This is a genomic window from Sphaerisporangium viridialbum (assembly GCF_049674955.1).
Taxonomy (GTDB): domain Bacteria; phylum Actinomycetota; class Actinomycetes; order Streptosporangiales; family Streptosporangiaceae; genus Sphaerisporangium; species Sphaerisporangium viridialbum.
The window spans coordinates 4,967,647-4,980,305 of sequence record NZ_CP187232.1 but is presented as its reverse complement, the minus strand read 5'-3'; the positions used below and the strand labels follow the sequence as shown (position 1 = coordinate 4,980,305).

The window sequence follows — 12,659 nt, the reverse complement described above, 5'->3', positions numbered from 1 at the left end:
GGCACCTATTGAAAGCAGGTCGGCGTTCGCCGTGAAACGGGCGGCGGCGACCTCGTTCAGGCGGCCGGAGTCGGGTGCCCGCCCCCGCTCCGGTGCAGGCGCTTCAGGCGGATTCACCGCGTACGCGCTGGGCCGGCCGAACCGCGCCGGCCGATTCTTGAGCGTGGCCGCCGACAATCGCTTCCGAGATGAAGCTCCCCACGACGCGAGGCCGAGAGCCCGCGCCCATGATTCCGAGGAGTGAAGATGTCCCGCCGCCTGTTCACGTCCGAGTCCGTCACCGAGGGCCATCCCGACAAGATCGCCGACCAGGTCAGCGACGCCATCCTCGACGCCATGCTCAAGGGCGACCCCAAGAGCCGCGTGGCCGTCGAGACGATGATCACCACCGGTCAGGTGCACGTCGCCGGTGAGGTGACGACGGAGACGTACGTCGACATCCCCGGCCTCATCCGGGAGAAGATCCTCGAGATCGGTTACGACGCCTCGCACAAGGGCTTCGACGGCGCCTCGTGCGGCGTGTCGGTGTCCATCGGCGCGCAGTCGCCCGACATCGCCCAGGGCGTCGACGACGCCTACGAGATCCGCGAGGGCGAGGGCGCCGACGAGCTCGACCGCCAGGGCGCGGGCGACCAGGGGCTGATGTTCGGCTACGCGACCCGCGAGACCCCTGAGCTGATGCCGCTGCCGATCACGCTGGCGCACCGCATGGCCCGCCGGCTGTCGGAGGTCCGCAAGGACGGCACGGTTCCCTACCTGCGTCCCGACGGCAAGACCCAGGTCACCATCGAGTACGACGGTGACCGCCCGGTCCGCCTCGACACCGTCGTGCTCTCGACCCAGCACGCCGCGGGCATCGACCTGGCCGACATGCTGGCCCCCGACATCAAGGAGCAGGTGGTCGACCCGATCCTGGCCGGCCTCGACCTCGACATCGAGGGCTACCGCCTGCTGGTCAACCCGACGGGCCGGTTCGAGATCGGCGGCCCGATGGGCGACGCGGGCCTGACCGGCCGCAAGATCATCGTGGACACCTACGGCGGCATGGCCCGTCACGGTGGCGGCGCGTTCTCCGGCAAGGACCCCTCCAAGGTCGACCGCTCGGCGGCGTACGCCATGCGGTGGGTGGCCAAGAACGTCGTGGCCGCCGGGCTGGCCGACCGCGCCGAGGTGCAGGTGGCGTACGCCATCGGCAAGGCGCAGCCGGTCGGGGTGTTCGTGGAGACCTTCGGCACCGAGAAGGTCGACGTGGACAAGATCCAGCAGGCGATCCTGGAGGTCTTCGACCTCCGTCCGGCCGCGATCATCCGCGACCTCGACCTGCTCCGCCCGATTTACTCCGCCACCGCCGCGTACGGCCACTTCGGCCGTGAGGGATTCTCCTGGGAGTCCACCGACCGCGCCGACGCGCTCCGCCAAGCCCTCTAGGAGGCGCCATGACGACCTTCCGCGAACTTCTGGCCCAGCGTGTCCTGGTCGCGGACGGGGCCATGGGGACGATGCTGCAGGCCTATGACCCGGCCCTTGACGACTTCGAGGGTCACGAGGGCTGCAACGAGGTGCTCAACGTGACCCGCCCCGACATCGTGCGGGGGGTGCATGACGCCTACTTCGAGGTGGGCGTCGACTGCGTGGAGACCAACACCTTCGGTGCGAACCTCGCCGCGCTGGGGGAGTATGACATCCCCGGCCGTGTCTTCGAGTTCTCCGAGGCGGGTGCCCGGCTGGCTCGTGAGCGGGCCGATCACTGGTCGACGCCCGAGCGGCCCCGCTTCGTCCTGGGCTCGATGGGTCCTGGTACGAAGCTCCCCACCCTTGGGCACAAGCCGTATGAGGCGCTGCGCGATGCCTACCGTGACAATGCGGCTGGGCTGATCGCGGGTGGTGCCGACGCGCTGATCATCGAGACGTGTCAGGACCTGCTGCAGGTCAAGGCGGCGGTCGTCGGAGCGCGGCGTGCGATCGAGGCGGCCGGGCGGGATGTGCCGATCATCGCGCAGGTGACGATCGAGACCAACGGCGCGATGCTGCTGGGCTCTGAGATCGGCGCGGCGCTGACCGCGATCGAGCCTCTGGGCGTCGACGTGATCGGGCTGAACTGCGCGACCGGTCCGGCCGAGATGAGCGAGCACCTCCGCTACCTCGCCAGGCACAGCCGCGCGCGGCTGTCCTGCATGCCCAACGCGGGCCTGCCGGTGCTGACCGCCGACGGCGCCTACTACCCCCTGGCCCCGGAGGAGCTGGCCGCCGCGCACGACGGCTTCACCCGCGAGTACGGGCTCTCGCTGGTCGGTGGCTGCTGTGGCACCACCCCCGAGCACCTGCGGCGGGTGGTCGAGCGGGTCCGCGGCCGTGAGCAGGCAGAGCGCCGTCCCCGTCCCGAGGCCGGCGCGGCCTCGCTGTACCAGCACGTGCCGTTCCGGCAGGACACCTCGTATCTGGCGATCGGCGAGCGCTGCAACACCAACGGATCGAAGGCGTTCCGCGAGGCGATGCTGGCCGAGCAGTGGGACGAGTGCGTGGAGATGGCGCGCGACCAGGCCCGTGGCGGTGCGCACATGCTCGACCTGTGCGTGGACTATGTGGGCCGTGACGGCGTGGCCGATATGAAGGAGCTGGCGTTCCGTTTCGCGACGGCCTCGACGCTGCCGGTCGTGCTGGACTCCACCGAGCCCGCCGTCCTTGAGGCCGGGCTGGAGATGCTCGGCGGCCGTGCTGTGGTGAACTCGGTGAACTACGAGGACGGCGACGGCCCGGGCTCCCGCTTCCAGCGGATCATGAAGCTGGTCAAGGAGCATGGCGCGGGGGTCGTGGCCCTGACGATCGACGAGGAGGGCCAGGCCCGTACGGCCGAGTGGAAGGTGCGGGTGGCCGTACGGCTGATCGAGGACCTGACCGTCAACTGGGGCATGAAGGTCGAGGACATCCTCGTCGACGTGCTCACGTTCCCGATCGCGACCGGGCAGGAGGAGACCCGCCGCGACGCGCTGGAGTCGATCGAGGCGATACGGGAGCTCAAGCGCCTCTATCCGGCCGTCCAGACGACCTCGGGCCTGTCGAACGTATCGTTCGGGCTGAATCCGGCGGCGCGGATTGTGTTGAATTCGGTGTTTTTGAATGAGTGTGTGAATGCGGGGTTGGATTCGGCGATCGTGCATGCGTCGAAGATTTTGCCGATGGCGCGGATTCCTGATGAGCAGCGTCAGGTGGCGTTGGACATGGTGTATGACCGGCGGCGGGAGGGTTATGACCCGTTGCAGCGGTTCATGGAGTTGTTCGAGGGGGTCGATGCCGCGTCGATGCGGCAGGATCGGGCGGCTGAGCTGTTGGGTCTGCCGTTGTGGGAGCGGTTGAAGCGGCGGATCGTGGATGGGGAGAAGAAGGGCCTGGAGGCCGATCTGGAGGAGGGTCTGGGGCGGCGTCCTGCTTTGGAGATCATCAATGAGGTGCTGCTGGACGGTATGAAGACCGTGGGTGAGTTGTTCGGCTCGGGTCAGATGCAGTTGCCGTTTGTGTTGCAGTCGGCTGAGGTGATGAAGACCGCGGTGGCGTATCTGGAGCCGCATATGGATCGGGTGGAGGGGGAGACCAAGGGGCGGATCGTGCTGGCCACGGTCAAGGGTGATGTGCATGACATCGGGAAGAACCTGGTGGACATCATTTTGTCCAACAATGGTTATGAGGTGGTGAACCTCGGGATCAAGCAGCCGGTGTCGACGATTTTGGAGGCGGCCGAGGACAGCAAGGCCGATGTGATCGGCATGTCGGGGTTGCTGGTGAAGTCCACGGTGATCATGCGGGAGAACCTGGAGGAGATGAACGTCCGGGGGATCTCTGATCGGTTCCCGGTGCTGCTGGGCGGGGCGGCGTTGACCCGGGCGTATGTGGAGCAGGATCTGGCCGATGTGTTCCAGGGTCAGGTGCGGTACGCGCGGGACGCGTTCGAGGGGCTACGTCTGATGGACGCGTTCATGGCGGTGAAACGCGGGGTCGCGGGGGCGGTGTTGCCGCCGTTGCGGGAACGCCGGGTCAAGACCGGCGCGACCCTGGTGCGCACCCCTGAGCAGGATCTGCCGGCGCGTTCGGATGTGGCGGCCGGCAACCCGGTTCCGCGGGCGCCGTTCTTGGGGGAGCGGGTGGTGAAGGGCATCTCGCTGGGGGAGTACGCGGCGTTCTTGGATGAGCGGGCGACGTTCATGGGGCAGTGGGGGCTGAAGGCGGCCCGTGGTGGTGGTGGGCCCTCGTATGAGGAGCTGGTGGAGACCGAGGGGCGTCCGCGGTTGCGGATGTGGCTGGAGCGGATGCAGACCGAGGGGTTGCTGGAGGCGGCGGTGGTGTACGGGTACTTCCCGTGTGTCAGCGACGGCGACAGCCTGATCGTCCTGAACGAGGCGGGGGAGGAGCGGACCCGGTTCACCTTCCCGCGGCAGCGGCGTGACCGGCATCTGTGCCTGTCGGACTTCTTCCGGTCCCGGGAGTCGGGTGAGGTGGACGTGGTGGCGTTCCAGGTGGCCACGATGGGGAGCAAGGTGTCGCGGGCGACGGCGGAGTTGTTCGCCAAGGACGCCTACCGCGATTATCTGGAGTTGCACGGGTTGTCGGTGCAGCTGACCGAGGCGCTGGCGGAGTACTGGCACGCCCGGGTGCGCTCGGAGCTGGGGATCGGTGGCCGGGAGTCGCTGGAGGACATGCTGAAGGTGAACGTGACCGGGTGCCGGTACTCGTTCGGGTATCCGGCGTGCCCGAACCTGGAGGATCAGGTGCAGTTGTTCGAGTTGCTGGATCCGGCGCGGATCGGGGTGTCGTTGTCGGAGGAGTTCCAGTTGCATCCCGAGCAGGCGACCTCGGCCCTGATCGTGCATCACCCCGAGGCCAGCTACTTCAACGTCTGAGGACGCCGGACGGGTGCCGTACGGCGTACGGCACCCGTGGGTGAGCGGCTCCTGACCGCGCGCCGCCCGGTCAAACCGAGGTCGAGCTCTGCCCGAAGAGGACGAGGGCCCAGGTGAGGCAGCCGAACGCGGCGGTGCAGGCCACAGCGCGTACGACGTTCCACCGCACCCACCGTGCCTCGAACCGCTCGCGCACGGTCGCGAGGTCCATCACGCGGCCGGGTCCCCCCGCGGCCTCCAGTTGGTCGTTCAGCGGCACGTTGACGGCGAAGGTGACGAGGAGCACCACGGTGTACAGCACCAGCGCGGCGACGATCCAGAACAGCGCGGCACCGGCGCCCGCACGCAGGTGGAGCACCGCGGCGAGCGCGATCAGGACCGGCGCTCCGAGGAACGCGAGCAGGAACCAGCCGTTCAGGATGGCCACGTTGATCGACCGCATGGCGCCGACGAACGTGCGGTCGTCCGTCCGGTTGAGGCCGAGCATGACCGAGATGGCGTAGGCGTAGAACAGGCCCGCGATGAGCCCGGTGGTGATCGTGGCGGTGACCAGGGTGGCGCCTCGTGCCAGATCCGTCATCGCGTCCTCCTTGGTTGTGTGGTCAGCGTGGTGCGCTCCCACGGGCGACAGGTGGCCCCGCCGCCCGTGGGGGTGCCGGGCCCCCGGCGAGGCCCCGGATCTCGCCGGAGGCCCCGTCGGTGGGCTAGCCGTTCCAGACACCGGTGGCGGCGGTGTCCCGCGCGTAGTCGGCGAAGTCGCGCGGCTCACGCCCGAGGGCGCGCCGCACGCCGTCGGTGAGGTGGGCGTTGCGCCCGTCCAGCACTCTGGTGAACAGGTCGGTCAACAGCATGACGTACTCGGGCGGAACGCCCTGCCCGGCGAGCAGGGAGGCGTACTGCCCCGGGGCCACCGGCTCGTAGCGGACCTCGCGCCCGGCCGCCTTGGCGATCTCCGCCGCGGCGTCGGCGAAGGTCAGCAGCCGGGGACCGGTCAGCTCGTACAGCTCGCCCGCGTGGCCGGGCTCGGTCAGCGCCGCCACCGCGACGTCGGCGATGTCGTCGGCGTCGACGAACGGCTCGCCCACGTTTCCGGCGGGCAGGGCGATCTCGCCGCCCAGCACCGGCTCAAGCAGGTAGTCCTCGCTGAAGTTCTGGCTGAACCAGCTCGCCCGCAGGATCGTCCACTCGGCGCCGGACTCCCTGACGCCCTTCTCGCTGATCTCCGCCTCTTCCTCTCCCCGGCCCGACAGCAGCACCAGCCGCCGCGTGCCGCTCGCCGCCGCCAGCTCGGCGAACGCGCGGACCGACGGGGCGGCCTCCGGGGAGGCCAGGTCGGGGTAGTACACCACGTACACCGCCCCCACGTCCTCCAGCACGGGCGCCCACGTCGCCTGGTCGTTCCAGTCGAACGGGGGCGTGCCGGCGCGCGAGCCGATCCTCACCGGCAGGCCACGCGCGGCGAGCCGCTCCGCCACGCGGCGGCCGGTCTTGCCGGTGCCGCCCAGGACCAAGATTGTCTTCTTCTCTTCCATGCCGACAGTCAATCGCCCGCACCATGAGACGGGCCATGGTTGAGAAGCGCGATTCCATGTTCAGGCGTCTATAGTGAGGCGCATGGACACTCTCGCCAGCATGCTCGACGGGCCGAGGGCCCGAGGCGCCTTCCTGCTGCGCTCGATCCTCACCCCGCCGTGGTCCCTGCGCATCCAGGACGGGGCGCCGCTGACCCTGGTGGCCATGGTGCGGGGCGAGGCATGGGTGGTGCCCGACGGCGAGGAGGCGGTGCGGCTGGGCGCGGGGGACGTCGCGATCATCCGGGGCCCCGAGCCGTACACGGTGGCCGACGACCCCGCCACGCCGCCCCAGGTCGTGATCCACCCGGGCCAGCACTGCGCGTCCCCCGAGGGGGAGCCCCTGGCCCAGGCGATGGACCTCGGCGTCCGCACCTGGGGCAACAGCCCGTCCGGGTCGGCGGTGATGCTCACCGGCACCTACCAGATGCGCGGAGAGATCAACCGGCGGCTGCTCGCGGCGCTGCCCACGCTGCTGGTCCTCCCGGACGACGCCTGGGACTGTCCCTTCATCGCCCTGCTCGGCGACGAGATCGTGAAGGACGAGCCGGGACAGGAGGCCGTTCTCGACCGGCTGCTCGACCTGCTGCTCATCGCCGTGCTGCGCGCCTGGTTCTCCCGGCCGGAGGCCGAGGCGCCCGCCTGGTACCGCGCCCACAGCGACCCCGTGGTGGGCAAGGCCCTGCGCATGCTGCACAACAACCCCGACCATCCCTGGACGGTCGCCATGCTGGCCGAGGGCACCGGCGTGTCCCGCGCGGCGCTGGCGCGCCGCTTCACCGAGCTGGTCGGGGAGTCGCCCATGGCCTACCTCACCGGCTGGCGGCTCGCTCTGGCCGCCGACATGCTGCGCGAGTCCGACGCCACCGTCGGCGCGGTGGCGCGGCAGGTGGGGTACGGCAGCTCCTTCGCGCTGAGCACCGCCTTCAAGCGCGTGCACGGCGTCAGCCCGCAGGACCACCGCAGGCGCCGCGTCCACGAGGAGGCCAACGCGTAGGCCGACGCCCGTCCGGTCCCGCGCCCCCGCCCCGCCCCGCGCCGGGCCTGTCGCGGGGGACGAAAATGGATGGCAGGCCGCCGTCCATGGACAGCACACTTGCCGCATGGAGCAACCCCCGGGCCGGCTCGTCAGCGCGCTCGTGACCGCGGGCGGCCGGCTGATCGGCACCGTCGGCCCGTTCCCCGTGCGCGGTCCCAGGTGGGCCGACGTGGAACCGGTCGTCGCGCACCTGCGCCGGGCGCTCGGCGTGCCCGTCGTGGTGTTGCGCCTGGTCACGGTCGACGGCGGCGGGGGCGCCCGGGACGGTCACGTCACCTACCACGTCGAAGCCCTCCAGCCCCCCGGCCCGCTGTCCCAGGCGGACGGCGGGTTGCCGCCCGGACCGGGCGCGGGTGCCTTCCCGCAGTGGGAACCCGGCGCGTCGTACCAGGCCCGGCCGGGATACGCCGAGCTGACGGCGCCGGTGGCGGGGCGCGCGGCGTGGGCCACGGCCGCCGGGGTGCGGGAGGCCCTGGGCTGGGCCGCCGCGGCCCTCCGGGACGCGGGACGGCAGCCCGTGGGGCCTGTGGAGCAGGTGAAGACCTGGAACCTCGCCGGGCTCTTCCGCGTGCCCACCTCGGCCGGCCCGGCCTGGCTGAAGACCACCCCGCCGTTCGCCACCTGCGAGGCGACCGCGATCGAGGTGGTGGGGCAGGCCGACCCCGGGCTCGTCCCCGTCGTCCTCGCCGCGGACCCCGCGCGAGGATGGGTGCTGCTGGAGCACATCCCCGGGGCCGACTGCTGGAACGCCTCCGAGGAGGTCATCCGTGAGGCGGTGAGCCGTATGGCCACCGCCCAGGCGGCGATCGCACGGCGGGGCACGGTGCCGCACGGCCTGCCCGACCGCCGCCCTCGCGCCCTGGCCCGCCAGGTGAACGACCTTTTGGACGGCGAGGCCGCGGGGAGCCTGACCACCGGCGAGCTGTCGGAGGCGTGGCGCCTCGCGGAGCGGCTCCCGGCGCTGATCACAGCGCTGGAGGAGTGCGGGCTGCCGGACACCCTCGTGCACGGCGACTTCCACCCCGGCAACTGGAGGTCCGGCGGGCGCGGCACGGTCGTGCTCGACTTCGCCGACGGCCACTACGGGCATCCGGCCGTGGACGGCCTGCGTCCGCGCGACTTCCTGCCCGAGGCCAGGTGGGCGAGCGCGGCCGATGCCTGGGCCGGCGCCTGGTCGGCGCTGGTGCCCGGGTCAGACCCGGTACGGGCGCTGGCCCTCGCCGAGCCGCTCTCACACCTGTCGTACGCCGTGAGGTACCAGGAGTTCCTCGACAACATCGAGGACAGCGAGCGCCGCTACCACGAGGGCGACCCCGCAGCGGAGATCCGCGCCGCCCTGGCAGCCATGGCCGCGACACCGCTCTGAGGTGCCCGGGCCGGGGGATGGCGGCGGCACGCACCCCTGACCGGTCAGGCGTCCGCCTGGTGATCAGCCGCCCGGGCCGCGGCTCATGGCCAGGTGGGCTGGACCTGGATGCTGTGGGTGCCGGTGAGGGTGCGCTCGCCGACGGTGCCCGCCGGTACGCGGGTCGTGGCGCGCAGGAAGCCCGGCCTGCAGTTCTCCCCGGAGTAGAGGATGACGTCCGCGTTGGTCTGGTTGATCACCCGGACCCGGCTCAGAAGGCGGAACGAGGGGAGCCCGTAGCAGCCGGGCGCCGGGTCGAAGAACTGGTTGCGCGCGACACCCCCGGTCATGATGATCAGCTTTCCGGTGGCCGCGACGGCCTGGCCGGGGGCCGTGAGGGTCAGCGGCACGGTGGCGAGCAGGGCGCCGAGGGTGGACAGGACACGTCGCATGGCTCTCTCCTCAACCGCGGGACTCCAGTTCGATCATCGTAACCGAGAGTGACGACAAGCTCACTGAAGCACCACGCGCGCCCGCTCCGGACGTCCTGCCGCTCAGGCGGCTCCGCCGGAGCGGCCCGGTGTCCGGAGGAGGCGCTGGGCGAGCCGTTCGACGTGGTCGCGCCAGGTGGCCAGAGCGGTCGCCCGGTCCTCCGGTGGGCAGGTGTGGGTCAGGACCAGGCGTGCGCCCTGGCCGGTGCCCTCGCGCAGCTCCCAGCGGACCCGCCCGCCCCGCGTGCCGTACTCCAGCAGGTGGGGCGCCTTGGCGTGGGCGGGCGACAGCGGCGGGAACTCCGCCACGGCGAACCCCTCGGGCACCCGCTCGCCGGCGGGGTCCCCGCCCAGCGTGGCCCACACGACGGGAATCGGGCGGCTGAGCTGCCGCTCGAAGCGCACGCCCGTCTCCTCCTCGACGCCCTGGTCCAGCTCGAAGGCCTTGGTGTAGTCCTCCAGCAGCTCGTCCATGCCGCTGGTCTCCGTGGGCCGGCCCGCGCCGGAGAGGGCTCCGTCCAGCGCCGCGACGCAGGTGTGCCATCCGGCGGCGAAGCTCGGCGCGCCGTACCGGTCGTCGAAGGTCTGGGTGAGGATCAGCAGCGAGCCCTCGGCGATGGGCCGGATCTCCCAGTGGAGGACGTCGCGGTCCCAGGTGAAGGCGAAGACCCTCGGCGGGTCGAGCGCGGTGATGACGCCGGGGCTGTCCGGGGGGAAGTCGAACTCGATCCTGCCGCCCACCCGGAGCTCCAGCCGTACCGAGCTCGGGAACCACTTGGCGAGCTGGGCCGGCTCGGTCAGCGCGCGCCACACCTTCTCCGGCGGGTGCGCCAGCCGCCGCTCCATCCGCAGGACGCTGCGGCCCTCGGCGGTACTCAGGGTCTCGTTCATGCGCTGCTCCTCAAGCTCGTACGGACGGGCCACTCCCGGGTGACCCAGCTGAACATACTACTTGAGTTATATGCCGGTAAACGCATACATGGGTTGCCGGCGAAAAACGAAATCGCCGACCCGCCAGAAGGCGGATCGGCGATCGCGAGGCGCGCTCCGCCGGCTCGGGACCGTGCGCTCCCTAGTCGCCGAACTCGTTCTGCACTCCGGGCGGGGTCAGCGCGGAGATGTAGTGCTGCGGAAGATGGTCGTCGACCGAGTAGACGGCGGGCAGCGAGCGGGTCGCCTCGAACTTGCGGGCGATGAAGGCCATGGCCGACATCGGGATGCCGAGCAGGCCCGCCATCTGCGGCGTCGGGTGCTTCCTCGTCTCCCAGTGGCCCTTCCTCGACTGCGAGGCGCAACGCGGGTAGGTCAACAGGTTCGCCACGCTGTTGCGCAGGTGCGGCACCCGGTAGTGGAACTCGCGGCCGAAGTGCCGGAACGGTCCCGACGCGGTGGACGGGAGGTGCGGAACGACGTCGCTGTCGTAGACGTAGCGGATGACGTTCTCGCGGAGGAACTCGTCGGTCTCGCAGGCCTCGGCGAAGCTCGGGTCGCCGATCATGGGCTGGCCGTAGGTGTAGACCGCCCTGAGCCGGTCGGCGAACGCTTCCCTGTACTTGCGCTCGTGCCTGATCATCACGCCCATGAGCGCGGCCATGGCCCCGCCCATGCTGTGCCCGGTGATGTACAGCGCCTCCAGGTTCCCGTCCAGCCGGGAGGGGTCGGCGCTGTAGCCGCCCTCGGACTGCGACGAGCCGTTGGGCTGCGAACCGCCGTCGTTGCCCATGGCGCGGATCGCCCGGCGTTCGCAGGCGTGCCGCAGGGCGTCCATGACCTCGTACCGGGTCGCGCGTACGTTGCGGTAGACCCCGGCGTGCACGGTCGCGCACGGGTCGCTGATCTGGTAGCCGATCCGCTCGGGCTCCACGTCGATGTTGCTGAGCCAGTTCACGAAATTCAGCGGGTCGGTTCCCCGGTAACACAGGATGCCGACTTTGCCGTTCCTGCTCTGGATGAGGTAGGCCGTCGAGCTGATCAGCATCGCGTCGACGGACGTCTGGATCATGCGGACCTGATTGTCCTCCAGGCCCATTCTCGCCATGATCATGGAAAGGGTTCTGGGGTCCGAGTAAGAATAGGCCGCGCACGTCGCCATGAGATGCGCGATTTCGGGATCCGGATGATCGACGGCGTTCAGCAGCCGCGTCTCCAGGTTCTTGTAGACCGGGAATCCGGACGTCTCGCGGTGCCCGTACGGGCGGAGCTCGTCGTAGGTCGGTGCCTTGGCGTCCCGGTTCCACAGGCCGCTCATCTCGAGGATGTCCCGCATCCTCTGGTCCCACTCCCTGCTGAGATCCCCGGCCATCTCGGGTTTCCTGGTGCCGCTCACCACCTTTCCGGCGCTCGGCTGGCCGACCGTGGCCCCGACTGGTTTATCCGACTGGCGATTGTTCCTGGTGGTATCCACGCTTGCCACGCCACACACCTTCCGTCATTGACGGTGCTATCGATTGGTACGCGGTCTCCGTGATGAGCAGGACAGCGTCGCCACTCGCGCTTGACGCGCGCCCGAGATCCGCCTGTCCCTCACAATTTCCTAGACATCCCGGGTCAAATCTCATGCGCTCGCAAACTCATTTCCAGAGCGGCGCGGCGCGCGTCGTACTAGCCGAGCCGCCGGTGCGCGCGGTCGGCGATATGGGGCGGCGGGGTCAGGCCTCCGGGAAGGAGGGGATCGGGTTCCGCCTCGCCCCAGAAGGCGCGCAGCGGCAGGACGCCCGCCCAGATGCCGAGCCCGGCGTCGGGCCCGTCGCCGTCGTCCGGCGGGCCCGTGCGCACCTTCACCGACGCCTCTTCGAGGGAGAGCGCCAGGAGCGTCGTGGCGGCGAGCTCCTTACGGCTGGGGCGGCGCGCGTACTCCCACTGGCCCGGGGCGGCGTGCTCGGTGAGGAGACGGAGGCCGGCGAGCTTCTCCTCCGGGTCGGTCACCACGCGGGGGACACCGTAGATCATCGCGCTGCGGTAGTTGACCCCGTGCTCGAATACGGAGCGGGCGAGCACCAGTCCGTCGACGTGGGTCACGGTGACGCAGACGGACGTCCGCGGTGAGGAGACCAGGCTGCGGCTCGCGACCGAGCCGTGGAGGTACAGGGTGTCGCCGTCGGCCCCGTAGACCGTCGGGACGACCATGACCTGCCCCTCGACGGTCACTCCCAGGTGGCAGAGGAAGCCGGCCGCGAGGATGGCGTCGAGGACGTCCCGGTCGAGGCTGCCCTGCTCCCGCAGGCGGCGGTGCAGGGTCCTGTCCGTCTGGGGCAGGCTCCGGCGCGGTGGGGACTCGGTCATGCCGGCTCTTTCCCTGGGGTGGGGCCGGTCGGCGCCCGG

The 12,659-nt window shown here is 70.5% G+C and carries 10 protein-coding genes; 4 read left to right on the top strand and 6 right to left on the bottom strand.

Going from position 1 to position 12,659, the window contains the following annotated elements; all coding sequences use genetic code 11:
- The first annotated feature begins 246 nt into the window (after window positions 1-246).
- A complete protein-coding gene (gene metK, locus ACOZ38_RS22480; RefSeq protein WP_424533156.1) occupies window positions 247-1,428 on the top strand; it encodes a methionine adenosyltransferase in 1,182 nt (393 codons plus the stop codon).
- 8 nt (window positions 1,429-1,436) lie between these two features.
- On the top strand, window positions 1,437-4,892 hold the full coding sequence (gene metH / locus ACOZ38_RS22475; protein ID WP_424533155.1) for a methionine synthase: 3,456 nt from the start codon (window positions 1,437-1,439) through the stop codon (window positions 4,890-4,892).
- A gap of 70 nt (window positions 4,893-4,962) precedes the next feature.
- Here metH and ACOZ38_RS22470 read toward each other — a convergent pair whose 3' ends face one another.
- Window positions 4,963-5,472, bottom strand: coding sequence for a DUF1772 domain-containing protein (locus tag ACOZ38_RS22470; RefSeq protein WP_424533154.1), 510 nt, complete (start codon window positions 5,470-5,472; stop codon window positions 4,963-4,965).
- Between the two features lie 124 nt (window positions 5,473-5,596).
- A complete protein-coding gene (locus ACOZ38_RS22465; RefSeq protein WP_405149865.1) occupies window positions 5,597-6,424 on the bottom strand; it encodes an NAD(P)H-binding protein in 828 nt (275 codons plus the stop codon).
- An 82-nt stretch (window positions 6,425-6,506) separates the two neighbouring features.
- On the opposite strand from ACOZ38_RS22465, the gene ACOZ38_RS22460 reads away from it, so the two are divergent.
- Together ACOZ38_RS22460 and ACOZ38_RS22455 are read left to right on the top strand one after the other, a co-directional pair.
- Window positions 6,507-7,460, top strand: a complete 954-nt coding sequence (locus tag ACOZ38_RS22460; RefSeq protein WP_424533153.1) for an AraC family transcriptional regulator — start codon at window positions 6,507-6,509, stop codon at window positions 7,458-7,460.
- Between the two features lie 106 nt (window positions 7,461-7,566).
- Window positions 7,567-8,868, top strand: a complete 1,302-nt coding sequence (locus ACOZ38_RS22455; protein ID WP_424533152.1) for a phosphotransferase family protein — start codon at window positions 7,567-7,569, stop codon at window positions 8,866-8,868.
- 83 nt (window positions 8,869-8,951) lie between these two features.
- Here the strand turns inward: ACOZ38_RS22455 and ACOZ38_RS22450 are convergent, their stop codons facing one another.
- The 4 genes from ACOZ38_RS22450 to ACOZ38_RS22435 form a co-directional block, all read right to left on the bottom strand.
- The gene (locus ACOZ38_RS22450) at window positions 8,952-9,299 is read right to left on the bottom strand and encodes a hypothetical protein (protein WP_424533151.1); all 348 of its coding nucleotides are present in this window, start codon (window positions 9,297-9,299) and stop codon (window positions 8,952-8,954) included.
- Window positions 9,300-9,401: 102 nt separating this feature from the next.
- Window positions 9,402-10,229, bottom strand: coding sequence for an SRPBCC family protein (locus ACOZ38_RS22445; RefSeq protein WP_424533150.1), 828 nt, complete (start codon window positions 10,227-10,229; stop codon window positions 9,402-9,404).
- Window positions 10,230-10,410: 181 nt separating this feature from the next.
- Complete coding sequence (locus ACOZ38_RS22440; protein ID WP_424533149.1) at window positions 10,411-11,751, bottom strand: lipase family protein; 1,341 nt, start codon at window positions 11,749-11,751, stop codon at window positions 10,411-10,413.
- 188 nt (window positions 11,752-11,939) lie between these two features.
- Entirely contained in the window at window positions 11,940-12,620 is a 681-nt protein-coding gene (locus tag ACOZ38_RS22435; protein WP_424533148.1) for a pyridoxamine 5'-phosphate oxidase family protein, read from the bottom strand.
- Between the last annotated feature and the right edge of the window lie 39 nt (window positions 12,621-12,659).

Coding starts and splice junctions, on each gene's coding strand:
- metK (WP_424533156.1), top strand. CDS start 247: ATGTCCCGCCGCCTGTTCACGTCCGAGTCCGTCACCGAGGGCCATCCC.
- metH (WP_424533155.1), top strand. CDS start 1,437: ATGACGACCTTCCGCGAACTTCTGGCCCAGCGTGTCCTGGTCGCGGAC.
- ACOZ38_RS22470 (WP_424533154.1), bottom strand. CDS start 5,472: ATGACGGATCTGGCACGAGGCGCCACCCTGGTCACCGCCACGATCACC.
- ACOZ38_RS22465 (WP_405149865.1), bottom strand. CDS start 6,424: ATGGAAGAGAAGAAGACAATCTTGGTCCTGGGCGGCACCGGCAAGACC.
- ACOZ38_RS22460 (WP_424533153.1), top strand. CDS start 6,507: ATGGACACTCTCGCCAGCATGCTCGACGGGCCGAGGGCCCGAGGCGCC.
- ACOZ38_RS22455 (WP_424533152.1), top strand. CDS start 7,567: ATGGAGCAACCCCCGGGCCGGCTCGTCAGCGCGCTCGTGACCGCGGGC.
- ACOZ38_RS22450 (WP_424533151.1), bottom strand. CDS start 9,299: ATGCGACGTGTCCTGTCCACCCTCGGCGCCCTGCTCGCCACCGTGCCG.
- ACOZ38_RS22445 (WP_424533150.1), bottom strand. CDS start 10,229: ATGAACGAGACCCTGAGTACCGCCGAGGGCCGCAGCGTCCTGCGGATG.
- ACOZ38_RS22435 (WP_424533148.1), bottom strand. CDS start 12,620: ATGACCGAGTCCCCACCGCGCCGGAGCCTGCCCCAGACGGACAGGACC.